The 25,682-nt window shown below is 64.5% G+C and carries 25 protein-coding genes; 14 read left to right on the top strand and 11 right to left on the bottom strand.

Annotation, left to right across the window (positions count from 1 at the left end; genetic code table 11):
* Window positions 1-5 precede the first annotated feature (5 nt).
* Window positions 6-1,685 carry a formate--tetrahydrofolate ligase gene (locus ACR65N_RS09905; protein WP_440456866.1) on the bottom strand — a complete coding sequence of 560 codons (1,680 nt, stop codon included), beginning with the start codon at window positions 1,683-1,685 and terminating at the stop codon, window positions 6-8.
* A 368-nt stretch (window positions 1,686-2,053) separates the two neighbouring features.
* On the opposite strand from ACR65N_RS09905, the gene ACR65N_RS09900 reads away from it, so the two are divergent.
* Window positions 2,054-2,779, top strand: a complete 726-nt coding sequence (locus ACR65N_RS09900; RefSeq protein ID WP_430304228.1) for a helix-turn-helix transcriptional regulator — start codon at window positions 2,054-2,056, stop codon at window positions 2,777-2,779.
* A gap of 70 nt (window positions 2,780-2,849) precedes the next feature.
* Window positions 2,850-3,269: a hypothetical protein gene (locus ACR65N_RS09895; RefSeq protein WP_440456865.1), complete on the top strand. Its 420-nt coding sequence runs from the start codon at window positions 2,850-2,852 to the stop codon at window positions 3,267-3,269.
* A 36-nt stretch (window positions 3,270-3,305) separates the two neighbouring features.
* Here ACR65N_RS09895 and ACR65N_RS09890 read toward each other — a convergent pair whose 3' ends face one another.
* The 3 genes from ACR65N_RS09890 to ACR65N_RS09880 form a co-directional block, all read right to left on the bottom strand.
* Complete coding sequence (locus ACR65N_RS09890) at window positions 3,306-4,442, bottom strand: DUF2333 family protein (protein WP_440456864.1); 1,137 nt, start codon at window positions 4,440-4,442, stop codon at window positions 3,306-3,308.
* Between the two features lie 33 nt (window positions 4,443-4,475).
* Window positions 4,476-5,306: a hypothetical protein gene (locus ACR65N_RS09885; RefSeq protein WP_440456863.1), complete on the bottom strand. Its 831-nt coding sequence runs from the start codon at window positions 5,304-5,306 to the stop codon at window positions 4,476-4,478.
* 103 nt (window positions 5,307-5,409) lie between these two features.
* A complete protein-coding gene (locus ACR65N_RS09880; RefSeq protein ID WP_440456862.1) occupies window positions 5,410-5,853 on the bottom strand; it encodes a pseudoazurin in 444 nt (147 codons plus the stop codon).
* Window positions 5,854-6,064: 211 nt separating this feature from the next.
* Between ACR65N_RS09880 and ACR65N_RS09875 the strand changes: the two genes are divergently transcribed.
* From ACR65N_RS09875 to ACR65N_RS09840, 8 genes are all read left to right on the top strand, one after another.
* Window positions 6,065-7,015: a choline ABC transporter substrate-binding protein gene (locus tag ACR65N_RS09875; protein WP_430304233.1), complete on the top strand. Its 951-nt coding sequence runs from the start codon at window positions 6,065-6,067 to the stop codon at window positions 7,013-7,015.
* Window positions 7,016-7,194: 179 nt separating this feature from the next.
* Complete coding sequence (gene choW, locus ACR65N_RS09870; RefSeq protein ID WP_440456861.1) at window positions 7,195-8,040, top strand: choline ABC transporter permease subunit; 846 nt, start codon at window positions 7,195-7,197, stop codon at window positions 8,038-8,040.
* On the top strand, window positions 8,037-9,089 hold the full coding sequence (gene choV, locus ACR65N_RS09865) for a choline ABC transporter ATP-binding protein (protein ID WP_440456860.1): 1,053 nt from the start codon (window positions 8,037-8,039) through the stop codon (window positions 9,087-9,089). Before choW ends, choV begins: the two co-directional genes overlap by 4 nt.
* Before the next feature lie 49 nt (window positions 9,090-9,138).
* Window positions 9,139-9,870, top strand: coding sequence for a HugZ family pyridoxamine 5'-phosphate oxidase (locus tag ACR65N_RS09860; RefSeq protein ID WP_440456859.1), 732 nt, complete (start codon window positions 9,139-9,141; stop codon window positions 9,868-9,870).
* A gap of 100 nt (window positions 9,871-9,970) precedes the next feature.
* The gene (locus ACR65N_RS09855; protein WP_430304237.1) at window positions 9,971-10,282 is read left to right on the top strand and encodes an ArsR/SmtB family transcription factor; all 312 of its coding nucleotides are present in this window, start codon (window positions 9,971-9,973) and stop codon (window positions 10,280-10,282) included.
* 275 nt (window positions 10,283-10,557) lie between these two features.
* Window positions 10,558-11,886 carry an omega-aminotransferase AptA gene (gene aptA / locus ACR65N_RS09850; RefSeq protein WP_440456858.1) on the top strand — a complete coding sequence of 443 codons (1,329 nt, stop codon included), beginning with the start codon at window positions 10,558-10,560 and terminating at the stop codon, window positions 11,884-11,886.
* Window positions 11,887-11,889: 3 nt separating this feature from the next.
* Complete coding sequence (locus tag ACR65N_RS09845) at window positions 11,890-12,249, top strand: hypothetical protein (protein ID WP_440456857.1); 360 nt, start codon at window positions 11,890-11,892, stop codon at window positions 12,247-12,249.
* A gap of 234 nt (window positions 12,250-12,483) precedes the next feature.
* Window positions 12,484-13,590: a branched-chain amino acid ABC transporter substrate-binding protein gene (locus ACR65N_RS09840; RefSeq protein ID WP_440456856.1), complete on the top strand. Its 1,107-nt coding sequence runs from the start codon at window positions 12,484-12,486 to the stop codon at window positions 13,588-13,590.
* A gap of 74 nt (window positions 13,591-13,664) precedes the next feature.
* Here ACR65N_RS09840 and ACR65N_RS09835 read toward each other — a convergent pair whose 3' ends face one another.
* Window positions 13,665-13,910 carry a DUF982 domain-containing protein gene (locus tag ACR65N_RS09835; protein ID WP_430304241.1) on the bottom strand — a complete coding sequence of 82 codons (246 nt, stop codon included), beginning with the start codon at window positions 13,908-13,910 and terminating at the stop codon, window positions 13,665-13,667.
* A 128-nt stretch (window positions 13,911-14,038) separates the two neighbouring features.
* Here ACR65N_RS09835 and ade point away from each other — a divergent pair, with 128 nt between their 5' ends.
* Window positions 14,039-15,736, top strand: a complete 1,698-nt coding sequence (gene ade, locus ACR65N_RS09830; protein ID WP_440456855.1) for an adenine deaminase — start codon at window positions 14,039-14,041, stop codon at window positions 15,734-15,736.
* Here the strand turns inward: ade and ACR65N_RS09825 are convergent.
* The 3 genes from ACR65N_RS09825 to ACR65N_RS09815 all read right to left on the bottom strand — a co-directional run bounded on the left by ACR65N_RS09825 (window position 15,720) and on the right by ACR65N_RS09815 (window position 18,130).
* The gene (locus ACR65N_RS09825) at window positions 15,720-17,327 is read right to left on the bottom strand and encodes a M23 family metallopeptidase (RefSeq protein WP_440456854.1); all 1,608 of its coding nucleotides are present in this window, start codon (window positions 17,325-17,327) and stop codon (window positions 15,720-15,722) included. The genes ade and ACR65N_RS09825 overlap by 17 nt on opposite strands.
* Window positions 17,328-17,655: 328 nt before the next feature.
* Window positions 17,656-17,967 carry an Atu4866 domain-containing protein gene (locus ACR65N_RS09820; protein WP_440457311.1) on the bottom strand — a complete coding sequence of 104 codons (312 nt, stop codon included), beginning with the start codon at window positions 17,965-17,967 and terminating at the stop codon, window positions 17,656-17,658.
* A gap of 25 nt (window positions 17,968-17,992) precedes the next feature.
* Window positions 17,993-18,130, bottom strand: coding sequence for a hypothetical protein (locus tag ACR65N_RS09815; RefSeq protein ID WP_430304244.1), 138 nt, complete (start codon window positions 18,128-18,130; stop codon window positions 17,993-17,995).
* A 223-nt stretch (window positions 18,131-18,353) separates the two neighbouring features.
* Between ACR65N_RS09815 and ACR65N_RS09810 the strand changes: the two genes are divergently transcribed.
* Complete coding sequence (locus ACR65N_RS09810; RefSeq protein WP_440456853.1) at window positions 18,354-19,271, top strand: AraC family transcriptional regulator; 918 nt, start codon at window positions 18,354-18,356, stop codon at window positions 19,269-19,271.
* Between the two features lie 21 nt (window positions 19,272-19,292).
* Here ACR65N_RS09810 and bglA read toward each other — a convergent pair whose 3' ends face one another.
* Window positions 19,293-20,936 carry a beta-galactosidase BglA gene (gene bglA / locus ACR65N_RS09805; RefSeq protein ID WP_440457310.1) on the bottom strand — a complete coding sequence of 548 codons (1,644 nt, stop codon included), beginning with the start codon at window positions 20,934-20,936 and terminating at the stop codon, window positions 19,293-19,295.
* Window positions 20,937-21,124: 188 nt separating this feature from the next.
* Between bglA and ACR65N_RS09800 the strand changes: the two genes are divergently transcribed.
* Window positions 21,125-22,036, top strand: a complete 912-nt coding sequence (locus ACR65N_RS09800) for a sugar kinase (RefSeq protein WP_440456852.1) — start codon at window positions 21,125-21,127, stop codon at window positions 22,034-22,036.
* A 133-nt stretch (window positions 22,037-22,169) separates the two neighbouring features.
* Window positions 22,170-23,231 (top strand): glycosyltransferase family 4 protein, encoded by a 1,062-nt coding sequence (locus tag ACR65N_RS09795; RefSeq protein WP_440456851.1) that lies wholly within the window; start codon window positions 22,170-22,172, stop codon window positions 23,229-23,231.
* Between the two features lie 13 nt (window positions 23,232-23,244).
* Here the strand turns inward: ACR65N_RS09795 and der are convergent, their stop codons facing one another.
* A complete protein-coding gene (der, locus tag ACR65N_RS09790) occupies window positions 23,245-24,669 on the bottom strand; it encodes a ribosome biogenesis GTPase Der (RefSeq protein WP_430304249.1) in 1,425 nt (474 codons plus the stop codon).
* 24 nt (window positions 24,670-24,693) lie between these two features.
* Window positions 24,694-25,398 (bottom strand): tetratricopeptide repeat protein, encoded by a 705-nt coding sequence (locus ACR65N_RS09785; protein ID WP_440456850.1) that lies wholly within the window; start codon window positions 25,396-25,398, stop codon window positions 24,694-24,696.
* Window positions 25,399-25,682 lie beyond the last annotated feature (284 nt).

The following is a 25,682-nucleotide window of genomic DNA, read 5'->3' as shown; positions in this document are numbered from 1 at the left end:
AGCGCTCAGAAAAGCCCTTCGATGAAGCCGGCCTCGTTCAGCATGATCCGTTCCGCAGACGGTGAGCGCGGCAGGCCGGGCATGGTGCGGATCTCGCCGGTGATGGCGACGACGAAGCCGGCGCCGGCCGACAGCCTCACTTCGCGCACCGGCAGCACATGGCCTGTCGGCGCGCCGAGCAGGTCCGGGTCGCTGGAGAACGAGTACTGGGTTTTTGCGATGCACACCGGCAGCGCCCCATATCCCTGCTCCTCGAAGATCCGCAGTTGTTCGCGCACGGCCCGGTCGGCCGTCACTTCGCCCGCCCGGTAGACTTCGCGGGCGACGGTCTCGATCTTCTGCATCAACGAGAGGTCGTCGGCGTAGAGCGGCTTGAAATTGGCCTCGCCGCTGTCGGCCATCGCCGCCACCTTGTGAGCCAGTTCCTCGATGCCCGCCGAACCTTCGGCCCAGTGGCGGCAGAGAATGGCCTCGACCCCGAGCGAGGCGACATAGCGCTGCACCGCCGCCACTTCCGCATCGCTGTCGGAGGAGAAGTAATTGATCGCCACCACCACCGGCACGCCGAACTTCTGGACGTTCTCGATGTGCCGGCCGAGGTTGACGCAGCCGCTGGTCAGCGCCTCGACATTCTCCCGGCCGAGATCGGCCTTGGCGACGCCGCCGTTCATCTTCAGCGCACGGATGGTGGCGACCAGCACCGCCGCATCCGGCTTCAGCCCAGCCTTTCGGCACTTGATGTCGAAGAACTTTTCTGCCCCGAGATCGGCACCGAAGCCGGCCTCGGTCACCACGTAGTCGGCGAGCTTCAGCGCTGCGCGGGTTGCGACCACGGAGTTGCAGCCATGCGCGATGTTGGCGAAAGGCCCGCCATGCACGAAGGCCGGATTGTTTTCCAGCGTCTGCACCAGGTTCGGCTGCATGGCATCCTTAAGCAGCACGGCCATCGCCCCATCCGCCTTCAGGTCGCGCGCGAACACTGCAGAGCGGTCGCGGCGATAGCCGACGATGATCGCACCGAGCCGCTTTTCGAGATCCTCGAGATCCACCGCCAGGCAGAGGATCGCCATGATCTCGGAGGCAACCGTGATGTCGAACCCCGTCTCGCGCGGAAACCCGTTGGAGACGCCGCCAAGCGAGGCGACCGTCTGCCGCAGGGCTCTGTCGTTCATGTCCATCACCCGGCGCCAGGTGATACGGCGCAGGTCGAGCTCCAGCGCGTTGCCCCAGTAGATGTGGTTGTCGATCATCGCGGCGAGCAGGTTGTGCGCCGAAGTGATGGCGTGGAAGTCGCCGGTGAAGTGGAGGTTGATGTCCTCCATCGGCACGATCTGCGCATAGCCGCCGCCGGCGGCACCGCCCTTGACGCCGAAACACGGCCCGAGCGAAGGTTCGCGCAGGCACACCATCGCCCGCTTGCCGATGCGATTGAGTCCGTCGCCGAGCCCGACGGTCGTGGTGGTCTTGCCCTCGCCGGCCGGCGTCGGATTGATGGCGGTGACGAGGATCAGCTTTCCGTCCGGCCGATCGGACAATCCGGCCAGGAACGCCGGCGCGATCTTCGCCTTGTCGTGGCCGTAGGGAACGAGGCTCTCAAGCGGAATGCCGAGCGTGGCGCCAATCTCCTGGATGGGTTTCTTGCGCGCCGCGCGGGCGATTTCGATGTCCGATGCTACGCTTGCCATGATGCCTCGCTTCCAGCCTCTTCAGTGCCTTCTGCATAGACCATCGCAGGCGGCGCTGTGAATGCCGCATCGCCACAAGGCATCGACTGCGAACAACAAAAGCGGGATCAGGACGGGCCTGCCACCGGAAAGAAGGTCGGCCGTGCGAGCCTGCAACTCCGCTGCGGGCCCGATTTCTCCAAGCGATGTTCCAGAACCGCACACATGTGCAACCGAGCAACCATTAATGCGGGAGTTGGTCGTCCGCGCTCGCTTTCAACTGGACGTTATGCTAGGTGTTCCATCAGCATTTTAGGCTGGTTTCCCGGCAACTTTTTTTATTGATCCCATTTGGACGCACACGCGTCCCATCCCAGCATCCGAAGCGAATGATTACATTAGAACGACAATCCAGTCTCAGCCGGGAGATTTCCCAGGCCGATACGCGTGCCGCCATCGGCGCGGCGATGAGCAAGCTTTCAGCACATTTCGGGTTCCAGTATTTCACCCTGCTGAAGGCGCCGACCGCCACCGATATTCTGATGGAGCCGCTGATCGTCGAGACCACGATGCCGCGCGGCTGCATCCGCGAGATCGATGCGCAACGCCTGTTTTCCAACTGCCCCTTGCTGCCGCTCCTCCAGAAGATGGCGCTGCCGTTCTGCTGGAGCTGCGATCCCCGATACGAGGAAGGCTGGCTGGTGAATTTCCCCCCGGAACTGTCCGAGATCCTCGGACGCTACGGCATCCAGACGGGCGTCATCATGCCGCTCTATTCCTCAGACGGCTCGGTGTTTGCCATGCGGCTCGATGGCGACAGGCCGCTGATGACGCTGCCCGAACTGAACGAGGCTGGAATGCTGTTCCTGCAATCGTTCCGCATCTTCGACCGCTTGCGCCAGGGCGACCCGATGGAGCGCGGCGTGCTGACGGTACGCGAGCTTGAGGTTCTACGCTGGACGTCGCAGGGCAAGACCTCGTCGGAAATTGCCGACATCCTGTCGCTCTCGGACCACACGATCAATGCATATCTTCATAAGGCTATCAAGAAACTGGATTGCGTCAACCGCACCCAGCTGGTAGCCAAAGCCATCCGCCTGAAGCTGATCAGCTGAGCCTCCCGCACCCCGATCGGCGTCAGGCAGCCATCGGCATTGTGCCAACGCCGGAACGGAAGTCGGGCCCATGGACGGTGCGAAAATGATCGGCCTGACCGACCGCGACATCGTCGAGATGTTCACCCTCTTCAGTCCGCTCGCCTATTGGCGGGTCGATCTGGACACCGGGCATGTCTACGGCTGCGAGGACTTCAGCCGGTTGTTCGGCCTGCCCCACTCCGATCGGCCCATCGACATGATCGCCCTGGCATCGCGCATCCATCCGCAGGATCTGGTGAGCGTCATGGAGATCTTCGAGGCCGCCTCCACCCGGCCGATGTCCTATCAGGACGTCTTCCAGGCGACGGCGGACGGACGAACCTACCGGTACATCTGCGCCATGGGGCGCTTCCGGGCAAAGCCCGAAGGCAGCGGCGAAATCGTCGGCATGACCTACGAAGTTCCGCCGCATCATTATACGCACAAGGCTCGTGCGGAAGACGTCTGACGCCCGGCTATCGGATCTGCCTGCCGCGCCCGCCAACTAGCGATCCAGCACGCCGCGGATCTCGACGAGGTTCGATCGCGTCCGCAGGATGTAGAAGCCCATCGTGGCGAGATGCGTCGGCATGATCCAGCCGGATTCGCTGCCATTGGAGATGATAGCCGGCTGGACGCGCAGCGCATCCTGGAACTGCGCCAGCGTGTCGGCCCAGAGCGGCGCCAGATTGCGTTCGCGCACCACCTGATCGAAGTCTGCCCGAGCCGCCGCCAGGATCGCGTAGTAGCCGTACAACTGCCCGTAGGCGAACCAGAATCGGTCGTCGGCGCGGCTGTCGAACCAGCCGCCATTGTAGTTCGCCGAGCGCTCCTTGAGGATGGCCGATGTCGCACCGAGATCGTTGGCGATGCGGTCGACGAACTGCACGAGGTTGTCGGCCCGCGTGTCGAAGAGGGCGTTGCAGCCAGCAAGGTCGGTGTTGAACTTGCGCAGGCTGTTGATCGCTGCCCGGTAGTAGCTCGGCGTGGGCGTCTTGAAGCCGAACGGCTGCAGGCCGAAGTACCAGGAGAATTCGTCGAACTGCAGGTTTCCGCGGGCATCCTGTAGGTCGGTGTTGATCCCCGACGTGCCGCGGACACGACCGAGCGTATCGACCAGTTCGACCGCCGTGCGGCGAACCGCCTGGTTGACGCCGCGCTGGAAGGAGGCCTTGTTGTCGAGGAAGGGCGTGTTGTCCCAGTCCATCCCGAACAGCCCGACGCGATAGAGCAGCATCGACGAGATCCAGGCGTTCTGATTGACGTTCTGGTCGGCGAGATCGGCTGCCACTTCAACGATCGCCGAAGGCTGGCACTGGGCGGCGACCGGAGTAGCCGGCTGGCCTGGCGGCTGGGCCGTCAGCGGCTGGCCCGCCGGGACTGTGCGTGCTGCAAGCTGGTAGCGGTCGACGAAGTTCGGGTCGAAGCCGCTCCATACCTGGGTCTGCCAGAAGAAGTAGCCGTAGAGGCCGACGACAAACAGCAGCAGGAGCGCCACCGGCCCCTTCACCATCAGGCTGCGGCGACCGGACCATCCGCGGGTTGCCATGAACGGCCAGGCGATCGCGGCAAAGCCGAGACGAAGGGCGCGCGCCAGGGCGGCGCCCGCCCGGCGGAAGAATGTCTTGAACGCCTCGAACATCGGCTAAGTCTCCATTGACAGGCCATCACCTAATCATCGATGGCCCGCTTGTCGAGACGATGACAGGCGCCGACGGAAGGCATCGTCCAGCCGCGCCTTGCGACCGGCAAGTCCGTGCACCGTCAACAGGCCGCGGTCGGCGCGCATCAGCAGCGTCGCCAGCCGCGGCGCGTCCGATGCGGTATCGAGCAGCGTGTCGCTGGCCAGACCTCGCAGCGACAGGACACGCTCCTCCGCGTCCAGCGCCAGCTTGTTGACGAGCAGGTTGAAGGCCGACAGCATGTCGATGATCCGGTCGACGAAATCCTGCAGCATGTCGATGCCGCGCGTCAGTTCGTCCCGCAGCGGAAGGTCGTCTTCAAAGGTGCCGGTCCGGCGCAGGCGTGACAGCGCCGCGTCGATCGGCGGCTCGCACCGGTTCAGAAGGTCGAGAAGGAAGCCCCGATGATCCTCCAGGCAGGCAAGCATCGCGTGCGTCTCGACCAGGATGCGGCGGATGACAACGGCCGCCCGCCGATCTCGCGCCTGCGAGTCGTCCGGCTTGCGGGCGATCCCGAAGAGGCGCAGCAGACGGTCCTGTCGGCCCTCCGGCGGCAGGTCGTGAAGCGGATCGACGACGGCGCCCGTCTCCCGGTCAAGATCGGCGATAAGCCGCACCATCAGGCTTTCCGAGCGCCGCGACTCGATGGCAACGGCGTCCATCTGCCCGATAAGGTCGTCGGCCTCCTCCGCCGAGCGACCGGCGGATCCATCGGTTCCGATCTGCACCAGCACGTCGGCAAGCGCCGAAAGCACTGTGCGAACCTCGCTGAGCCGGCTGGCGGCCTCATCGAGACCCCGGGCTTCTTGTCGACTGTGCAGCATGTCCCCATCCCCGTCATCGCGATCGACATGGCCGATCCCGATAGAACTTAGAGGAGACGCGCGAAAAGCCTAGTGGCAGGCTCTTCGGCGGCTTTGAGGAGTGCTACAGGCCGAGGGCTGCGATCTCGCGGTCGAGCCGGTCGCGGGTCTTCTTCGGCATCTTGGCCGACTTGACCGCCTCGATATTAGCCGGCGCCTCGTCTCCGGCAACGATCAGCGCCACCATTCCCATGCCCCAGTGCGGCGTGCACTTGACGACATAGGCGCCCGGCTTGTCGATGGTTACCACCAGTTCCTGGTTCATCTTGCCGCTGAACTCCGCGACGCCTTCGGGCAGCAGCTCCTTGACTGCCGCCGCATCGTGCCCCTTGTCGGCGGGTACGAAATGCACGGTGTCTCCGACCGCGACGCGCAGCGATGCCGGCTGGAAGACCATGGCTTCGCCGTCGCTGCCCTTGTTGAGCATCTTCACTTCGATGTCGGCCGCCGTGGCGGTCGAAGCTGCGATCGCCAGAAAGCAGCTCGCGGCGGCAAGAATGGATTTCATCTGCAGGTCTCCTGATGTGACGCCGGCACTCTCAGCCGGCATCTTCGGACATGCTGATACGCCGCCGGATGGCGGGCCGAATTGACCAAGATCAACCCACATTTCGAACACATTGTCGCAAATGCCGCCTGAGTGGCGCGAACGGGCGCGCTTGCTTGCCCATCGCAGATATTGATAATGGCCGGGAACTCAAAAAAAACGGAGCAGAGACATGTCGGTTAAACCTACACTGCATTTCACGCTGGCGGCGGTCATCGCCACCTTGGTCTCCGGTCAGGCGCTTGCCGCCGATCCGAAGAGCTGTAGCACGGTCCGCTTTTCCGACGTCGGTTGGACGGACATCACGGCCACCACAGCGACTGCTGCCGTTCTGCTGGAGGCTCTGGGCTACGAGCCGGCAATCACCGTCCTCTCCGTTCCGGTCACGTACCAGTCGCTGAAGAACAAGGACATCGACGTTTTCCTCGGCAACTGGATGCCGGCGCAGGAAAAGGACGTGAAGCCCTACCTCGACGACAAGACCGTCGAATCGCTCGGCGCCAACCTGGAGGGTGCCAAGTACACGCTGGCCACCAATGCCAAGGGCGCCGAACTCGGCATCAAGGATTTCTCCGACATCGGCAAGCACAAGGATGCGCTGGACGGCAAGATCTACGGCATCGAGCCTGGCAATGACGGCAACCGCCTGGTCATGACGCTGATCGAGAAGAACGAAATGGGCATGGGCGGCCTGGAAGTCGTCGAATCCTCCGAGCAGGGCATGCTGGCGCAGGTTGCCCGCGCCGAAAAGGATGGCAAGCCGGTCGTCTTCCTCGGCTGGGCGCCGCATCCGATGAACTCGACGTTCAAGCTTACCTACCTGACGGGCGGCGATTCCACCTTCGGACCGAACTTCGGTGGCGCCACGGTCTACACGAACACCCGCGCCGGCTTCGTCTCGGAATGCCCCAATGTCGGCAAGTTCATCTCCAACCTGAAGTTCTCGCTGCCCATGGAGAACCAGATCATGGGCAAGATCCTCAACGACGGCGAGGATCCGCAGGCCGCCGCCAAGGAATGGCTGAAGACCAATGCGGCATCGGTCGAGCCCTGGCTTGCCGGCGTCACGACGCTTGACGGCAAGGAAGGCCTGCCGGCAGTGAAGGCAAAGCTCGGCCTCTGACGGTCGCCTTTCGCGAAACGGGCTGGAGGGTCGCCGTTCGGCGGCCTGCCGGCCCGTCATGCGCATGATACGGCGCGGGCAGACGATGCCCGCCCGGCAGCGTTCGCCGAGCGAACGGCCTTTGTTCCTGCATCGGCTTGTCTCTCCCGCATTCACCGTTCAAGCACGGGAATACGCAATTGAATTTCCTCACCGATAACCGGATCCCCATCGGGATGTGGGCCAAGCGTTTCGTCGACTGGCTGACCCTCAACGGCGCCTGGTTCTTCGACTGGCTCTCGGCCACCCTGAAGCACGTCATCGACGGGCTTCTGTTTATCCTGCAATGGCCACATCCGCTGGCCGTCGTCGCCATCATCACCGGCCTGTCCTGGTTCTTCCGCCGGTCGCCGGGCACCGCCGCCTTCACCTGTCTGGGGCTGCTGCTGATCATCAACCAGGGCTACTGGAAGGAGACCACCGAGACGCTGGCACTGGTGCTGTCGGCGACCGCCGTCAGCATGGTGATCGGCGTACCGGTCGGCATCGCATCCGCACGCCGCCCCTGGCTCTACGAGATGCTGCGCCCGGTGCTTGACCTGATGCAGACCATCCCGACCTTCGTCTACCTCATTCCGGCGCTGATCCTGTTCGGGCTCGGCATGGTGCCCGGCCTCATCGCCACCGTCATCTTCGCCATCCCCGCACCGATCCGGCTGACGCGGCTCGGCATCATCTCCACCCCTTCGGCACTCACGGAGGCGGCAGTCGCCTTCGGTGCGACGCCGGCGCAGGTCCTGCGCAAGGTGGAGCTGCCCTTCGCCACGCCGCAGATCATGGCCGGCCTCACCCAGACCATCATGCTCTCCCTGTCGATGGTCGTCATCTCGGCGCTGGTGGGCGCCAGCGGCCTCGGCGTGCCGGTGGTCAGGGCGCTGAACACCGTCAACATCGCCCGCGGCTTTGAAGCGGGCATGTGCATCGTCATCCTGGCGATCATCCTCGATCGAATGTTCCGCTCCGACGGTTCGGGAGAAGGCTCATGAGCGATGCAATCATCTTCGACAGCGTCGACATCGTCTTCGGCGATCGGCCCGAGCGGGCTCTGGAACTGATGGATGCCGGCCGCAACCGCGACCATATCAGCGAAGCGACCGGTCTCGTGCTCGGAGTATCGCAGGCCTCCCTGACGATCCGCGAGGGCGAGATCCTGGTCCTGATGGGTCTTTCGGGGTCTGGCAAATCGACGCTGCTCCGGGCCGTCAACGGCCTCGCGCCTGTCGTTCGCGGCAAGGTGTCGATCATGAGCAGCAAGGGGCCGGTCGACCCCTACCGGGCGTCGGCCCGCTCACTGCGAGACCTGCGCATGCACACCGTCTCCATGGTCTTCCAGCAGTTTGGCCTGCTGCCCTGGCGCACGGTGGCCGAAAACGTCGGCTTCGGCCTTGAGCTTGCCGGCGTGCCGGAGAAGGAGCGCGACGAACGGATCGCCGAACAGCTGCAACTCGTCAACCTGACGAGCTGGGCGGACCGCAAGGTCGGTGAACTGTCCGGCGGCATGCAGCAGCGCGTCGGGCTTGCCCGTGCCTTCGCCACCGGCGCGCCGATCCTGCTGATGGACGAGCCCTTCTCGGCGCTCGATCCGCTGATCCGCACCCGCCTCCAGGACGAACTCCTGGAATTCCAGCAGCGATTGAAGAAGACCATCCTCTTCGTCAGCCACGACCTCGACGAGGCCTTCCGGATCGGCAACCGCATCGCCATCATGGAAGGCGGTCGCATCATCCAGTGCGGAACGCCGCAGGATATCGTTCGCGAACCGGCCGACCAGTACGTCGCCGACTTCGTGCAGAACCTCAACCCGATCAACATGCTGAGAGCCGGCGATATCATGCGGCCGGGAACGGAAGCACCGGCCCTGGCGACGCCGGTGACCGCGACGGCCAGGCCGGAGACGCCGCTCGTCGACATCCTCGACGCGCTCGCCCGCCAGCCGGGGGTGATCGGCATCGTCGAGAACGGCACGGTCATCGGTACGCTCGGCGCCGAAGAGGTGATCGCCGGCCTCACCCGCCATCGGCGCCGCGACGGGTGAACCTATGAGACTGCCTCCCTCTGCTTCGTCAACGGAAAAACCGTCGGTCTTGCGCGAGACGGACGGCGAAGCACGGACGCTCGCACGCCGGCTGGTGCGCTCGGCGCGCTTCGTCTCGCTGGCGGTCGTCGACCATGAAAATGGCTTCCCCGCCGTCAGCCGGGCACTGACGACGACCGACCTCGACGGCGTGCCGATCATTCTCGTCTCGACGCTTGCACGTCACGCGCGAAGTCTGGCCGCCGATCCGCGATGCTCCTTGCTGGCCGGGGAGCCGGGCAAGGGGGATCCACTGGCGCATGCCCGCATCACCGTCTTCGCCAGCGCCGAGCCGGTCCCGAAAGATGGCGATGTCCATGCAAGGTTGCGCAGCCGCTTTCTTGCAAAACATCCGAAAGCGGCGCTTTATATCGACTTCGGAGATTTCAGCTTTTTCCGCCTTGTTCCGACATCCGCGTCGTTGAACGGCGGATTCGGCCGAGCCTATGCTCTGCAAGCCTGCGATCTGCTCATTGGATCAAATGTGAAGGCCGAGGACTGGCAACGGCTTGGCGAACGGATTATGATCAAGTATCAGGACGCGAGTCGGCTGGCCGAGGCGGTTGGCGCGCCGAAGGCTTCCAACTACCGCTTGTGTGGGATCGATCCGGCAGGCTTCGACTTGATCAGCGGGAACGTGTCCTTTCGGCACGATTTCCCCTCCGAGATCTCCTCCCCGGAAGTTGCGGAGGCGGAAGTTAAGCAGATACTTGACGTTGTACAGACGCTACGCAAAATTTAGGGATATACAATCCTTCTTCTAACTTGCTAGATTTGCGATACATTGTTGCCGGTCGCGGGGCCGGTGATTCAGTTACTAGGGGACGACTGAGGGATATAAGATGACGCTACTCTCTGATCACTCGACCGCCGCGGCGAACCTCCTGTCCGCCATGGCCAATCCGAAGCGACTCATGATTCTGTGCTGTTTGGTGAAGGGCGAGGTAGCAGTTGGCGCATTGGCGACGAAGGTCGGCCTCAGCCAGTCGGCCCTGTCGCAGCACCTGTCCAAGCTGCGCGCCCAGAAGCTGGTCAACACGCGCCGCGACGCGCAGACGATCTACTACTCCAGCTCGGCCGAGTCGGTCATGAGGGTCCTCGAAACCCTCGAGCTTCTGTACTGCCAGCCGGCGCCGGCGAAAACCGCGGCCTGATGACAGCGCAAACATAGCTTCAGGTTCAGAGCCTGCAGAAGCGGATGCATGGTGGGGGCCAGGCATTCGCTTCTTTGTTTCTGCCGGACATGCAGATCTGTCCGGCAGGCTGAGCAGTTAGCAGGCGATCCGCCACGGCCTGATACTCCGATCGCCGCTTTGTCGGCTTGACGCTCGGGCAGCGCTTGATACCTTGCCGCGATCGTCGCGCCTCCCGTCAGGCCGCCGGCCGGGGAAATGGCCTCCCGTTCTCCGCATGGGCCATGGAGATCATCATGTCGAACCGTTCGAATACCGCTCCCAACGATCTGCGCGCGTTCTGGATGCCGTTTACCGCCAACCGCCAGTTCAAGAAGGAACCGCGCCTGTTCGTGTCCGCCAAGGACATGCACTACACGACCCATGACGGTCGTCAGGTGCTGGACGCGACGGCCGGCCTGTGGTGCGTCAATGCGGGCCACTGCCGCCCCAAGATCACTGAGGCGATCCGCGAGCAGGCAGGCGAACTCGACTACGCTCCGGCCTTCCAGCTCGGCCATCCGAAGGCCTTTGAGCTCGCCAACCGGCTGGTCGACATCGCGCCGGAGGGCATGAACCACGTGCTCTTCACCAATTCCGGTTCGGAATCGGTCGACACGGCGCTGAAGGTCGCCATCGCCTACCACCGCGCCAAGGGTAACGGCGCCCGCTTCCGTCTGATCGGCCGCGAGCGCGGCTATCACGGCGTCAATTTCGGCGGCATCTCCGTCGGCGGCATCGTGTCAAACCGCAAGATGTTCGGCACGCTGCTCACCGGCGTCGACCACATGCCGCACACCCACCTGCCCGGCCAGAACGCCTTCACCCGCGGCGAGCCGGACCATGGCGGCGACCTCGCCACTGAACTTGAGCGCATCGTCACGCTGCACGACGCCTCGACCATCGCCGCCGTCATCGTCGAGCCGGTTGCCGGCTCAACCGGCGTGCTGGTCCCGCCGAAGGGTTATCTGCAGAAGCTTCGCGACATCTGCACCAAGCACGGCATCCTGCTGATCTTCGACGAAGTCATCACCGGCTACGGCCGCCTGGGCGCTCCGTTCGCCGCCCAATACTTCGACGTGACGCCGGACATCATGGTGACGGCCAAGGGCCTGACCAACGGCGTCATCCCGATGGGAGCGGTGTTCGTCACCTCGGAAATCCATGACGCCTTCATGACCGGGCCGGAGCACATGATCGAGTTCATGCACGGCTATACCTATTCCGGTAACCCGATCGCTTCGGCCGCGGCTCTGGCAACGCTCGACACCTACAAGGAAGAAGGCCTGCTGACCCGCGCCCAGGAAATGGCCGGCTACTGGGAAGACGGCCTGCACTCGCTGAAGGATTGCCCGAACGTCATCGACGTTCGCAACATCGGACTGGTCGGCGCGATCGAGCTCGATCCGATCGCCGGCGACCCGACAAAGCGTGCCTTCTCTGCCTTCCTCAAGGCCTATGAGGATGGGCTGCTGATCCGCACCACCGGCGACATCATCGCCATGTCGCCGCCGCTGATCGTCGAGAAGCACCACATGGACGAGATCTTCGGCAAGTTGCGCAAGATCCTCACCGGCAACATCTGACGCATGCGCACGATCGGCAGGAGATGGCGGACGTCGGTCCGCCGCCTCTTCCGGCCACTGTGGCGCCGGGCCGGACTTGTGCCGCTGATCGGCGTCAGCCTCTGGCTATCCGCGGGTGCCGCCATCGCACAGGATCCGGGCGTCGACTGGGGCAATGCCGGCAAAGGGGCAGCCCTGCCGAAGCTGGCGCTGCCGGCCGAAAAGCCAACGCTCCCGGACAGCGGCTTTGATTGCGGGACGGTCACCGTTCCTGAAGCGGACGAGAGGCTGGTGCGACCATCGGATCCCGGCGGCAAGTCGGCCAAGACAGAACGCTGCAGCCGCGACGGATTATCGCTCGAACTCAGAGCGCCGCCGCGCTAGCCGCGCCATCTATTATTGCGCAGTGGCTTATAGGCTAAGCTGCAGCTGCACAAAATATGGTCTTTCTGCGTTATTTTGTTGCGTTAAACCTGCGCCCTTCCTAAAACTCCGGAATCTGCCCGCAGCCACTGACATGCTGTGGGGATGATCGTTTCCGCCTCCGGACCCCGATGCTGCCGAACGCTTGCGCGCCCGACATCCGGCTCCGAGGCTGACCCCAAGGAGTACCGACACATGAACCTCAAGACCCTGCTGGCAGCGACCGCTGTCGCATCGATGACCCTCTCCTCGGCCGCCCGTGCCGATGTCGTCATCGGCCTCATTGCACCGATTACCGGCCCGGTCGCGGCCTATGGCAACCAGGTGAAGAACGGCGTCGAAACCGCCATCGAGGTGATCAACAAGCAGGGCGGCATCCTTGGCGAAAAGGTGGTGCTGAAGATCGCCGACGATGCCGGCGAGCCGAAGCAGGGCGTCTCCGCCGCCAACCAGCTGCTCGGCGACGGGATCCAGTTCGTTGTCGGCCCCGTGACCTCCGGCGTTGCCATGCCGGCATCCGATGCGCTTGCCGAAAACGGCGTGCTGATGGTGACGCCGACGGCGACCACGCCCGAACTCACCAAGCGTGGCCTGGAAACGGTGCTGCGCACCTGCGGTCGTGACGACCAGCAGGCGGAAGTCGCTGCCGCTTACGTGCTCGCCAAGCTGAAGGACAAGCGCGTCGCGATCATCGACGACAAGGGCGCCTATGGCAAAGGTCTCGCCGATGCCTTCAAGGCAACCCTCAACAAGGGCGGCTTGACCGAAGTCGTGAACGAATCCGTCACCGCCGGCGACAAGGACTTCAGTGCGCTGACCTCGCGCCTCAAGGCCGAGAAGGTCGACGTCATCTATTTCGGCGGCTATCACCCGGAAGGCGGGCTGCTGGTGCGCCAGCTGGCCGATCTCGGCTCGCATCCGGTCCTGATCGGCGGCGATGGCCTGTCGAACTCGGAATACTGGAGCATCGGCACCAAGGCTGCCGAGGGCACGATGTTCACCAATGCCGCCGATGCGACGAAGAACCCCGACGTCAAGGCCGCCGCCGAAGCGCTCGCAGCCAAGAACATCCCGGCGGAAGCCTTCACGCTGAACGCCTATGCCGCCGTCGAGGTCATCAAGGCCGGGATCGAAAAGGCCGGTAGTGCCGACGATGGTGCAGCCGCCGCTGCCGCGCTGAAGGCCGGCGAGCCTGTCGCAACCGCCATTGGTGCGCTGACCTTCGGCGAGACGGGCGACCTCACTTCGCAGGCCTTCTCGCTCTTCAAGTGGCAGGACGGCAAGATCGTCGCTGCCGAGTAAGGCGGCGAACCACGCGCTGCGAAGCGGCCGGCAACGGCCGCTTCCTTTCGTTCAGGGGGTGGATTGGCCTGCCCTCAGGCCCGCAGCAGGATGCCGGCTTCCGTCGCCGCCGCCACGAACGCCGTGCGCGCCTCTTCCGGCTTGCGTTTGCCTTCCACCGCGCCGGCGCAGGCAACCAGTGCCGCATCGAGTGCCGCGCCATCTTCGAGCGGCCAGTCGTCGATCATCGCCCAGGCCGCCGCCTGCAGGGTGCTGATGGCGGTTTCTACCGGCGGCTCACCGATGGAAATGACGACGGGGGATGTCCAGGAAATGCTCATATGCGCTTTCTAGCCGATCCGCCGCGATCGTCCTAGTCCCTCTCTCGCCGATGAACTGCTGCAAACCGCTTTCCCAGTCATGCCACGGGAGGCTAAGCTGCGCGACGACGAACCGGAGACGCACAGCCATGACCACCCGCCTCGAATCGCGCATCGACCAGGGCACCGGCCGGAAGCCCGCCGATATCGTTCTGCGCGGTGGACGGTTCTTCGACCTCGTGACGGGCGAACTGGTGGCCTCCGACATCGCCATCTGCGGCGACACGATCGTCGGCACCTGCGAGGCCTATGACGGCGCCGAGGTGATCGACATAACCGGCCGCATCGTCGTGCCGGGCTTCATCGACACGCACCTGCATATTGAAAGCTCGCTCGTCACGCCCCACGAATTCGACCGCTGCGTCCTGCCCTATGGCGTGACGACCGCGATCTGCGATCCGCACGAGATCGCCAACGTCATCGGCACCGAAGGCATACAGTTCTTCCTCGATTCGTCCGAGCAGACGATCATGGACATCCGCGTCCAGCTGTCCTCCTGCGTGCCCGCCACGCATCTGGAAACCGCCGGCGCCGACCTGCCGATCGAGCGGCTGCTGCCGTTCCGCGACCACCCGAAGGTCATCGGCCTTGCCGAATTCATGAATTTCCCCGGGGTCATCCACAAGGACCCCATCTGCATCGCCAAGCTCGAGGCCTTTCAGGGCGGCCATATCGACGGCCATGCGCCGCTGCTGTCCGGTCTCGGGCTGAACGGCTACCTTTCGGCCGGCATCCGCACCGAGCATGAGGCGACCACCGCCGAGGAGGCGTTGGAAAAAATCCGCAAGGGCATGCACATCCTGGTGCGCGAAGGCTCCGTCTCGAAAGACCTCCACGCGCTGATGCCGATCATCACCGAGCGCCTCTCGCCGTTCCTGGCGCTCTGCACTGACGACCGCAATCCGCTCGATATCGCCGAGGAAGGCCATCTCGACTACATGATCCGCACGGCGATCGCGCATGGTGTCGAGCCGCTTGCCATCTACCGCGCCGCCTCCATCTCGGCGGCCCGCGCTTTCGGCCTGCGCGACCGCGGACTTGTCGCGCCCGGCTGGCGCGCCGATCTGGTCGTCCTCGACAGCCTCGAAAACTGCAAGGCGCAGATGGTGTTCTCCGCCGGTCGCCGCGTGACGCCGGAATTGTTCGAGACCCGTCAGCCGGTGGAACCTGTCGGCCTCGACAGCGTCAAGGCGCGCAGCATCCGCTCCGCCGATTTCCTGGTGCCGGTCAAGACCGAAGAGCTGCCGGTGATCGGCGTGCTGCCGGGCAAGATCATCACCGAGCACCGCCGCTACCGCCTTCCCTCGGCCGGCAACCAGACGACCGTCGACCTTGCCCGCGACATCATCAAGGTCGCCGTCATCGAGCGGCACGGAAAGAACGGCAATCACGCCAATGGTTTCGTCCAGGGGTTTGGCCTGAAGAAGGGCGCCATCGCCTCGACGGTCGGGCATGACAGCCACAACATCTGCGTCGTCGGCGTCAGCGAGGAGGACATGGCGCTGGCCGCCAACCGGCTCTCGGACATCCGCGGCGGCTTCGTCGTCGTCGAGGATGGCAAGGTGACCGGCGAGATTGCCCTGCCGATTGCGGGGCTGATGAGCCTCGAGCCGTTCGAGACGGTGCGCGACACGCTGCACGACCTGCGGCAGGCTGCCTATGCGCTCGGCACGACGCTCGCCGAACCTTTCCTGCAGGTCGCCTTCCTGCCGCTGCCGGTCATCCCGCACCTGAAGATCTCCGACCGGGGCATGGTCGACGTCGACGCGTTCAGCCTTTTGGACTGACCTTCGCGGACGCTGCCGTCGGACCGGCTGCCGGCCTCAGCGCTTCGCCGACGGCGGAGGCCGCCGAATGCGCCGAGGTGCGGATCGCCGATGCGATCGCCTCGACCCGGTCGACCTGCTGGTGGAAGGCATCGAGTGCCCGGCCCCGCAGGACGGTGCCCGCCGGCATCTGCGCCTTGGTCGGGTCGGCATAGTTGTTGCCGACGCGCAGCTCGTAATAGAGGTGCGGCCCAGTCGACAGGCCTGTCGAGCCGACATAGGCGATCACCTGTCCCTGCGCCACGCGCTGGCCGACCTTCAACGCGTCGGCGGCCTTCTCGATATGCGCATAGGTAGTCGAATAGCCGCCATCGTGGTGGATGCGCACATATTTGCCATAGCCGTCCTCGAAGGAAATCTTCTCGACCACGCCGTCGCCCGCAGCAACGATCGGCGAGCCCTGCGGCGCCCTGAAGTCGACACCGTTGTGGAACTTGCGCGTCTGCAGGATCGGGTGCACCCGCCAGCCGAAGCCGTCACCGATCTGGCCGGCCGCCACCGGCTTGTGCATGAGGGTCTTCGAGACCGAGTGGCCCTCGTCGTCGAAAAATTCCGCGCGGCCGCTCCTTGAACCCGCATAGCGGTAGAACTGGCGGTCCTTGCCGCCGATGTGGACGCTGACGGATACCAGTTCGCGCTCGCCGTCCTCGCGGCTGCGAAACACCACATCGCTAATCGGCGGCGCCTTGGAGCGCTCCCAGCGAATGGCGTTGGCCTGCAACAGCCCGACCACCTGCAGGCCGACATCCGCCGGCACCCTCGCCTGCGCCAACTGGTCGACGAGATGCGGATATCCGGCCGCGACGCGCCGCAGCTTGCGATCCGCCTCCGGCTCTTCCGCCGACGCGGCCTTTCCCACACCATCGCCCGCAAATGCCTCGGCGAGCAGCCGGTCGTAGAGGTGACGATCCTGGACCTCCTGGAAGCCGCCGTCGTCGCGGCGCGCCAGCAGCCGCTCGCCGCCTTTGGGCGACGTGTGCCGCGCAAAGACGATCTGTGAGACGCCAGGTTGTGCCGGATGCTCGCCGATCAGAAGGTCGAGCTCTTCGCCAGCCTGGACCGTCTGGCTGCCGAGCTGGCGTGCAAGATGTTCGAATTCGGCCGCCGGAACGTCGACCGCACCTTCTATGGCAGCAATCGGTTCGGCATGCGCCGGAAGCGCCACGAGCCGGCGGACAGGACGGGATGCGCGCACCGGTGCTACGCTGACATTGAGCGCCGGATCCGTCGCCGGCATCATCTGGCTTAGCGTGTCCGTGACGGCGGTCTGTCCCGGGCGCCGGCGCTCTGCCGTCTCCCCCGCCCGCAGAACGAGACCGAACGGGTCGACGGCTCCGGCAGGCTCCTGATAGGCGGCAAGCCGGTCGGGCTCGGCAGCCGGGGCATGATCGTGCGGCTCGAGCGGAATATCGAAATAGGCGAACCGACCGAACGACCCGTCCTCCATCCGCTCGATGAGGTCGAGCTTTGCCGAAGCGCTCAGCGCCGGCATCCAGACGCGCCCTTTCTTCGGCATGCTGACCGGCTGGCGCCGTGTGCGTGCAAGTGTCACGAGCTTCAGTCCCGCCGGAACCGGACCACTGGAATTTGCCAAGCAGGTGCTGAGTGGCGCAGCGATCAGCAGGCCGAGCACGCTCAGCGAGACCGACAAGCGCCAGTGATTGCGGAAGGAAGGCCGGTGGCTGCCGGGGCGGGGACAGAGGGCGAGGCTAGCTTTTTCGGCGCATGCAGCCGATGCGCTTGAAATCCCGGTCGCCGCCATGCGTTGATCGTCCCCGATGAAACCCGGGGCCGACGTTATCCCGCGGCATGGCGAAAGTGTGTCTGGCAGCGCCGGTCCAGGTTGGCGCTGCCCGATGATCACAGGCTTGTCGGCTGCATTACCCGCGGTGCAGCACCATTCCGGCATGGTAGAGCACGTCGCGGCGAAATTCGCCGGCAGCCGTGAAGCCGGCATCGTCCGTGTAGGCGATACGGTCGCCACGGATTTCGTAGCGGCCTTTGTAGACGCGCTCGCGGTTGCCGCGTGATTCGACATAGCGGCCGTTCGGCAGCAGTTCGTGACGGATGAAGCCGTCCTCGGTGGTCCAGAGGTCGGCATAGGGATGAGCAGTCATCACCCTCTCCTCGATCGTGTCATGGTGGTGGAGGCGCGGCGCGGGCTCGCTGGCGTGAGGCGGCAGCAGCCACAGCCGCCGTCGCCTCTTATCTTCGGGCTCAGCCGTTCATATATCTGCGGCGCAGTTCGTCCTGGCGTCTGCGTTCGACGGATCTGCGGTACCGGCGCATCCCGGCATCGATGAAGTCCATCACCCAGTTCATCGGGCTTTCAAGCAACCTCTGGAAATTTTGCATCTCCGTCTCCTTTCTTCGAAATCTGTTCGATGGTGTGTTCGCTTCTGCCCATGCAATATGCCAAGGCAGGCGCCGGAGGAGGTAGACCAGGAGTCCGGGATGATTGCACAAAAACCCGAACCTTCGATCTGGATGCTGGAAGGTTGCCCCGTACCCTGCTAAACAACACTCGATCAAACGCCGGAACTTTCGGCTGAAAATTGCGCATTCGGATAGGATGATCATGCAGCCTTTGAACGAACTTGCCGAACTGATTGCACAACACACCAGAGAGGATGGCGTCTTTTCCACGGCCATCCCGCGCCTCAGCCTTGTGCGGATGTCGGCTCCGACGGAGCCGACGCTGAGCGTCCAGCAGCCGTCGCTCTGCGTCATTGCCCAGGGCATCAAACATGTGACGCTGGCCGACGAGCTGTTCGAATACGGTCCCGCCCGGCACCTGATTGCCTCCGCCGACCTGCCGATCAGCGGTCGGGTGATCGAGGCGACGGCCGAGCAACCCTATTTCAGCCTGAAGCTGGACCTCGACATCAGCGCGCTGACGGCGATGATGATGGAGGTGAGGCCCGCCGAAATGTCTGCTGGGCCGTCGAAGGTCTGCGGCAAGGCACTGTGCGTCAGCCGCACGGATCCGCAGCTGCTCGATGCGGCGGTGCGGCTGGTGCGCCTGTTGAACACGCCGGAGGACATCCCCTACCTCGCGCCGCTTGTCGAACGGGAGCTGCTCTACCGGCTGATGCGCGGCGAGCAGGCCGAGAAGCTGCGGCGCCTGCTGATGCCGGAGAGCCGGCTGGCGCAGGTCAACCGGGCGATCTCCTGGATCCGCACGAACTACGACAAGCCGTTCAGCATCGATCACGTCGCACGCGAGGCACGCATGAGTACCTCGTCGCTGCACGAGCATTTTCGCGAAGTAACGGCAATGAGCCCGCTGCAGTACCAGAAGCAGCTGAGGCTGCAGGAGGCCCGCCGGCTGATCCTGGCGGAGGCGCTGGATGCTGCCAGCGCTGCGCATCGGGTAGGCTACGACAGCCCTTCGCAGTTCAGCCGCGAATACCGCCGGCTGTTCGGCGCCCCGCCGATCCAGGACGTCTCACGCCTGAAGGCGGAGCCGGCGCGCTATGCGTCGGCTCCCGCGTAAGGTTCAGGTGCGGCGGACGGGTCAGACCTTGGCGCAGAACACGTCGAATGCGCCAAGCCGGACGGTGCGGTCCGAGAGCGGCGGATCGTAGCCCGGCATCGGCTGCGGGCTGACCTCGGTAAATTCCGCCGGCAGCCCATAGTCCTGCGCCTCGCGCGTCAGGTTGAAGACGAACAGCAGCCGCTCGCCCTGCTTTTCCCTCACGAACACCAGGAGATCGGCGGCTGTATCGACGAACGTCATGTCGCCGTCGAGCAGCACCGCGTGGCGCTTGCGGAACTCCAGCGTCCGGCGGTAGTGGTTGAGCACCGACTGCTCGATATCCTGCTGTCCGTCGACGGCCAGCACCGCCTGCTCGGGCGGCACCGGCAGCCAGGCCTTGGTCGCCTCGCTGAAGCCGGCGAGCGACTTCTTGGCATCCCAGACCATCGGCGTCCGGCATCCGTCGCGTCCCTTGAAGGCCGGCCAAAAGCGGATGCCGTAGGGGTCGCGAAGGTCCTCGAAGGACAGTTCCGCCTCCGGCAGGCCGAGTTCTTCTCCCTGATAGAGGCAGATCGAGCCGCGCAGCGTCGACAGCACGCTGATCGCCAGCCGGGCGATCGGTTCGCGCTCCTGCGGCGTCTGCATGAAGCGGCTCACATGGCGCACCACGTCGTGATTGGAAAAGGCCCAGCAGACCCAGCCGTTGGTGACGATCTCCTGGCAGCGGGAAATCACGCCGCGGATGTGCTTTGCGGTAAATCGCGGGCTGAGCAGGTCGAACGTGTAGCACATGTGCAGCTTGTCATCGCCGCTGGTGTAGATCGCCAGCGTCGTCAGCGAGCGATCCCCGTCTCCCACCTCGCCCACCGTCGTGCGGCAGTCGTACTGGTCGAGCAGCGACCGCAACCGCTTGAGGAACTCGATGTTTTCCGGCTGGCTCTTGTCGTAGAGGTGGCTCTGCATCGAATAGGGGTTGGTGTCCGTCTCCAGCCCGGTGGTGTTGGCGTCGTAGACCACCGGCGGATTGGGCCGCAGCTGCTTGTCGTGGAAGTAGTAGTTGACCGTGTCGAGGCGGAACCCGTGCACGCCGCGCTCCAGCCAGAACTTGACGGTCGCCAGCATGGCGTCCTGGACGTCGGGATTGTGGAAGTTGAGGTCCGGCTGCGAGAGCAGGAAGTTGTGCATGTAGTACTGCTTGCGGATGCCGTCCCATTCCCAGCCCGGCCCGCCGAAGATCGACAGCCAGTTGTTGGGCGGCGTGCCGTCCGGCTTCGGATCGGCCCACACATACCAGTCGGAACGCGGATTGGTGCGGCTGGAGCGGCTTTCGATGAACCACGGATGCTGGTCGGACGTGTGGCTGATCACCTGGTCGATGATCACCTTCAGCCCCAGCCTTTCGCATTCGGCCATCATCTCGTCGAAATCGGAGAGTGTGCCGAACATCGGGTCGACATTGCAGTAGTCGGCGACGTCGTAGCCCATGTCGGCCATCGGCGAGGTGAAGAACGGCGACAGCCAGATGGCGTCGACGCCGAGCGAGGCGATGTAAGGCAGGCGGCTGGTGATGCCCTTGATGTCGCCGATGCCGTCACCATTGGTATCCTGGAACGAGCGCGGATAGACCTGGTAGATGACCGCGCCGCGCCACCAGTTGGGATCGCCGTTCTGTGCTGTTACCATTGCCATGCGTCATCTGCTCCGTCTGCGTTGCGGTCAATCGACAACCTAGTGGCCTTGAGACAAAAGACAAATGCCGATCGCGGCGCAAAAGCGCGTGACAACGGAAAGTGAGGTCCGGCCTCTCCGCGTGCCTTGCCTTGGCTTGCGCTTCATCCTATTGGCGCTAGGCGAAGTGCGGAGGCGAATGAATGGTCAGGCAGGTTCTGTCGATCGGCGAATGCATGGTGGAATTGTCCCAGGCCGGCGAAGGACTGCTGCGCAAGGGATTTGCCGGCGATACCTTCAACACTGCCTGGTATCTGCGCGCCCTGATGCCCCGCGACTGGCACATCGGCTACATGACCGGCCTTGGCGACGACCCCCTGTCCGGTGAACTGCTCGCGTTCATGCGACAGGCAAACATCGGCACCGAGGCGATCCGGCACATCCCCGGGCGCGCCCCCGGCCTCTACATGATCAGCCTCAAGGATGGCGAGCGTACCTTCAGCTACTGGCGCGACACCTCCGCCGCAAAGCTTCTGGCCGACGACGCCGATCACCTGCGGACCGCGATCGAAGCGGCAGACCTCGTCTACTTCTCGGGCATCACGCTGGCCATTCTTGCCCCCGGTGCCGCCGATACCCTGCTCGCGGAAATCCGCCGCGCCCGCGCAGCCGGCAAGACCATCGCCTTCGATCCGAACATTCGCCCGCGCCTGTGGACCGACCGGGAGCGGATGCTCGAAGTGATCTCCGCCGGTGCCCGGGCCGCCACCATCGTGCTTCCGAGCTTCGACGACGAGACCGCCCATTTCGGCGATGCCAATGTGGCAGCGACCATCGACCGCTACCTGGGGCTGGGCGCCAACACGGTTGTCGTCAAGAACGGCGCACAGGGCGCAACGATCGCCGAGGACGGCCAGACGATCTTCGTGCCGGCCGTGCCGCCCGAAAACGTAGTCGACACGACGAGTGCCGGAGACAGCTTCAACGGCGGCTTCCTCGCCAAGCTTCTGACCGGCGCCACGGCTGCCGAAGCCGCGGCCCATGGCGCAGCCGTCGCCTCGGTCGTCATCGCCCATCACGGCGCCCTGATCGATCCGGCGCTTCTGCCGCGCTGATCGCGCGGGTTCGGCGCCGTCGATCGAGCTGCCGCCGCCCCTGACATCCGCCTGTAACACGCAGCGCCGATAGAAATCTCGTGAACAGTCTGAGCGCGATTCGGCTCGCGCGGAGCACGAGGGTCTGGCGAAGATGACCAAGATCACCATCGTTACCGATGCCTGGTATCCGCAGGTCAACGGCGTGGTCCGCTCGATCGAGAACACCAACCGCGAACTGTCGCGCATGGGCATCGAAGTCTCGATGATCACGCCGCAGGATTTTCTCAACGTCCCCTGCCCCACCTATCCGGAAATCCGGCTGTCGATCGCAAGCTACGCTTCGGTCGCGCGGATGCTGGAAAAGATCGGCCCGGCTTCGGTTCACATCGCAACCGAAGGTCCGCTCGGCCTCATCGCCCGGCGCTGGTGCCTGAAGCAGGGGCTTGCCTTCACCACCAGCTACCACACGCGATTTCCCGAATATGTCGCAGCGCGCTTCCCGGTGCCGATCCGCTGGCTGCGCGCCTTTGTCCGCTGGTTCCACAATGCCGGCAACGGCTGCATGGTGGCGACGGCCAGCCTTGAGCGCGAACTGTCGCGGCTCGGGCTCAAGAACCTGCTGCGCTGGAGCCGCGGCATCGACCAGAGCCAGTTCCGACCGATGCCACCCGAGCAGACCCCCTTCGGCCTGCAACGACCGATCTTCCTGACCGTCGGGCGCGTGGCAATCGAGAAGAACCTGCCGGCCTTCCTCGATCTCGATCTGCCCGGCTCGAAGGTGGTGGTCGGCGATGGTCCGCTGCGCGCAGAACTCGAGCGCCGCTATCCTGACGTCCTGTTCACCGGCATGAAGACCGGCGAGGAGCTCGCCCGCGCCTACGCGCAGGCAGACGTCTTCGTCTTCCCGTCGAAGACCGATACCTTCGGCAACACGATCCTCGAAGCCCTGGCGAGCGGCGTTCCGGTCGCCGCCTATCCGGTGACCGGACCGGTGGACATCATCGAGGCTGGTTCGGGTGCCGGCGCGTTGAATGACGACCTGCGCCAGGCCTGCCTCGACGCACTCGCCTGCCCGCGCGAGAACGCCAGACGGCTCGCCCGCGGCTTCACCTGGGAGGCAGCCTCGCGGCAGTTCCTCAACAATGTGCAGACCGCCCAGGGGCGCAAGTCGCTGCCTGCGCCACGAACCGGATTCAGAGCTTTAACTCCCTGAATCCAATTCTCCGTCAGCGCTTCTTGCGCTTTGATTCGAATGGGTTTTCCGACGCCCGAAGATGGATGCGGATCGGCACGCCGGGCATCTGGAAGTCGGCACGCAGGCCGTTCGTCAGATAGCGGATGTAGGATTCCGGCACCGCATCGGGCCGCGTGCAGGAGATCATGAAGGCCGGCGGGCGGGCCTTCACCTGCGTCATGTATTTGAGCTTCAGGCGGCGACCGGACACGGCCGGTGGCGGATGCTGGACCTGCACGCTGTCAAGCCAGCGGTTAAGCTTGGCGGTCGAGACGCGCTTGTTCCACACCATGTCGGTATCGATGATGCTCTGCATCAGCTTGTCGAGCGAATAGCCGGTCTGGCCGGCGATCGGCACGGCGCGGATGCCGCGTGCCTGCGGCAGCAGCCGCTCGGTCTTCTCGCGCAGTTCTGCAAGCACCGCCTGCGGCTCCTCGACAAGATCCCATTTGTTGAAGGCGAGCACCGCAGCCCGGCCTTCGCGCAGCACCAGGTCGACGATCTGCAGGTCCTGCTTCTCGAAGGGGATGGTGGCGTCGAAGATGATCACCACCGTCTCGGCAAACTTGATGGCCCGCAGCGTGTCGGCGACCGACAGCTTCTCGAGCTTCTCCTGGACGCGAGCCTTGCGGCGCATCCCGGCGGTGTCGAACATCTTGATGGTCCGGCCGCGCCATTCCCACTCGACCGAGATGGAATCGCGGGTGATGCCGGCTTCCGGTCCGGTCAGCAGCCGGTCTTCGCCGAGAAAGCGGTTGATCAGCGTCGACTTGCCAGCATTCGGTCGCCCGACGATCGCCACGCGCAGCGGCTTGGTGTCGTCATAGGCGGGCTCGTATTCGTCGTCGTCGATATCGGTGTCTGAATGCGAGACGTCGATGTTGGTTTCCGCCTCGTCGTCATCGTCGCCGAAGGCCATTTCCGGCCCGATCGCCTCGACGATCGCGTCGCGCAGATCGATCATCCCCTGGCCGTGTTCTGCCGAGACGGGCACCGGATCACCGAGCCCGAGGGTGAAGGCATCGTAGAAGCCACCGTCGGAGCCACGCGCTTCGGATTTGTTGGCGACCAGCACCACCGGCTTGCCGCTGCGGCGCAGCAGTTCGCCAAAGGTCTTGTCGAGCGGCGTCAGGCCCATCTTGGCGTCGACGACGAACAGCGTCAGGTCGGCCTCGTCGATGGCGATCTCGGTCTGCGCCCGCATGCGACCTTCGAGCGTATCCGGTCCGGTCTCTTCCAGGCCGGCCGTATCGATGATCGTGAAGCGCAGGTCGACGAGCTTGGCGTCGCCCGGCCGGCGGTCACGCGTGACGCCCGGCGTATCGTCCACCAGCGCCAGCTTCTTGCCGACGAGCCGGTTGAACAGCGTCGACTTGCCGACATTCGGACGGCCGACGATCGCGACGGTAAAGCTCATGGTCGTTGCCTTTCTGGCCTGTCGTTAGCCCTGCGGGGCTGCAGGCGCCGGCGCGGCGCCGGGTGCAGCGGCCGAGGCGGCAATGGTGTCGAGCATGATCTGGGCGCGGTTCGTCACGTTGCGCGGCGCTTCGGCGTCGCTGGCGATCTCGGTGAACCACTCCTTGGCCTTGGCGGTATCGCCGGCCTTGTAGGCGGCAAGACCCAACGCTTCGCGCGCCGAATGGCGCAGAGCGTGGTTCTGCGTCGCCATCACTTCGGCTTCGGCGGAAACCTGTGCATAGGTGCCGGTATCGATCAGCAGCCAGGCCGCCCTGAGCTTCGCCAGATCACGGACCACCTCGGGAATGGAATTGTCCTTCGACACATCGTTGAAGGCTGCGATGGCGCCGGCGGTATCGCCCTTTTCCGACATCAGCGTCGCGGCCCGCAGCTTGGCGAGCACCGGATAGGATCCGCCGCCGTCCTTTTCCAGCGTTCCGAGCGCTGCAAGCGCCTCGTCGGTCTTGTTCTGCTTGGCAAGGTTCAGCGCGGCGAGGAACTCGTCGCCATAGCGGGACGAATTGTGCGTATGCCAATATTCGTAGCCGCGATAGCCGGCGGTTCCCAGCACGATCAGCAAGGCGGCCGCGATGATGACGGGACGGAAGCGGCGCCAGATTGTGGAAACCCGCTCCGAGCGCAGTTCGTCGTTCACCTCGCGGATAAAGCTGTCGTTGTCTTGTGCCATGCGAAACTCCGGCCGCTGGACGGCCCTTCAACTCGAAAGCCTGCCTTCTAACCTATTTTGCCGAGGATGTAAGGGGGTGAGTTGCGACGGCGAAGCCGTCAGATCGCTCCAGCGAAGCGATCTGAGCAACGAACGCCTCGAGCCCTAGCGAGAGGCCGGCAAGACACGGCCGAGCGCATTCATGCGCACGGAGAAACGATCCGGCGAATCGTTTCTAGTGGCGAACGCCCGGAGCGAGAGCGAAGGGCCGGCAGGTTGCGACGGCGAAGCCGTCAGATCGCTCC

The sequence above is a fragment of the Rhizobium sp. SAFR-030 genome (genome assembly GCF_059415005.1).
This window is presented reverse-complemented; position numbering and strand designations above follow the sequence as displayed.

Excerpts from the sequence above, each read along its gene's own strand:
- ACR65N_RS09875 (WP_430304233.1), top strand. The coding sequence starts at position 6,065 with ATGTCGGTTAAACCTACACTGCATTTCACGCTGGCGGCGGTCATCGCC.
- ade (WP_440456855.1), top strand. The coding sequence starts at position 14,039 with ATGACCACCCGCCTCGAATCGCGCATCGACCAGGGCACCGGCCGGAAG.
- choV (WP_440456860.1), top strand. The coding sequence starts at position 8,037 with ATGAGCGATGCAATCATCTTCGACAGCGTCGACATCGTCTTCGGCGAT.
- ACR65N_RS09845 (WP_440456857.1), top strand. The coding sequence starts at position 11,890 with ATGCGCACGATCGGCAGGAGATGGCGGACGTCGGTCCGCCGCCTCTTC.
- ACR65N_RS09855 (WP_430304237.1), top strand. The coding sequence starts at position 9,971 with ATGACGCTACTCTCTGATCACTCGACCGCCGCGGCGAACCTCCTGTCC.
- ACR65N_RS09815 (WP_430304244.1), bottom strand. The coding sequence starts at position 18,130 with ATGCAAAATTTCCAGAGGTTGCTTGAAAGCCCGATGAACTGGGTGATG.
- ACR65N_RS09795 (WP_440456851.1), top strand. The coding sequence starts at position 22,170 with ATGACCAAGATCACCATCGTTACCGATGCCTGGTATCCGCAGGTCAAC.
- ACR65N_RS09885 (WP_440456863.1), bottom strand. The coding sequence starts at position 5,306 with ATGCTGCACAGTCGACAAGAAGCCCGGGGTCTCGATGAGGCCGCCAGC.
- ACR65N_RS09905 (WP_440456866.1), bottom strand. The coding sequence starts at position 1,685 with ATGGCAAGCGTAGCATCGGACATCGAAATCGCCCGCGCGGCGCGCAAG.
- ACR65N_RS09835 (WP_430304241.1), bottom strand. The coding sequence starts at position 13,910 with ATGAGCATTTCCTGGACATCCCCCGTCGTCATTTCCATCGGTGAGCCG.
- ACR65N_RS09895 (WP_440456865.1), top strand. The coding sequence starts at position 2,850 with ATGGACGGTGCGAAAATGATCGGCCTGACCGACCGCGACATCGTCGAG.
- ACR65N_RS09890 (WP_440456864.1), bottom strand. The coding sequence starts at position 4,442 with ATGTTCGAGGCGTTCAAGACATTCTTCCGCCGGGCGGGCGCCGCCCTG.
- ACR65N_RS09840 (WP_440456856.1), top strand. The coding sequence starts at position 12,484 with ATGAACCTCAAGACCCTGCTGGCAGCGACCGCTGTCGCATCGATGACC.
- bglA (WP_440457310.1), bottom strand. The coding sequence starts at position 20,936 with ATGGTAACAGCACAGAACGGCGATCCCAACTGGTGGCGCGGCGCGGTC.
- ACR65N_RS09880 (WP_440456862.1), bottom strand. The coding sequence starts at position 5,853 with ATGAAATCCATTCTTGCCGCCGCGAGCTGCTTTCTGGCGATCGCAGCT.
- ACR65N_RS09900 (WP_430304228.1), top strand. The coding sequence starts at position 2,054 with ATGATTACATTAGAACGACAATCCAGTCTCAGCCGGGAGATTTCCCAG.
- der (WP_430304249.1), bottom strand. The coding sequence starts at position 24,669 with ATGAGCTTTACCGTCGCGATCGTCGGCCGTCCGAATGTCGGCAAGTCG.
- ACR65N_RS09785 (WP_440456850.1), bottom strand. The coding sequence starts at position 25,398 with ATGGCACAAGACAACGACAGCTTTATCCGCGAGGTGAACGACGAACTG.
- ACR65N_RS09810 (WP_440456853.1), top strand. The coding sequence starts at position 18,354 with ATGCAGCCTTTGAACGAACTTGCCGAACTGATTGCACAACACACCAGA.
- aptA (WP_440456858.1), top strand. The coding sequence starts at position 10,558 with ATGTCGAACCGTTCGAATACCGCTCCCAACGATCTGCGCGCGTTCTGG.
- ACR65N_RS09800 (WP_440456852.1), top strand. The coding sequence starts at position 21,125 with ATGGTCAGGCAGGTTCTGTCGATCGGCGAATGCATGGTGGAATTGTCC.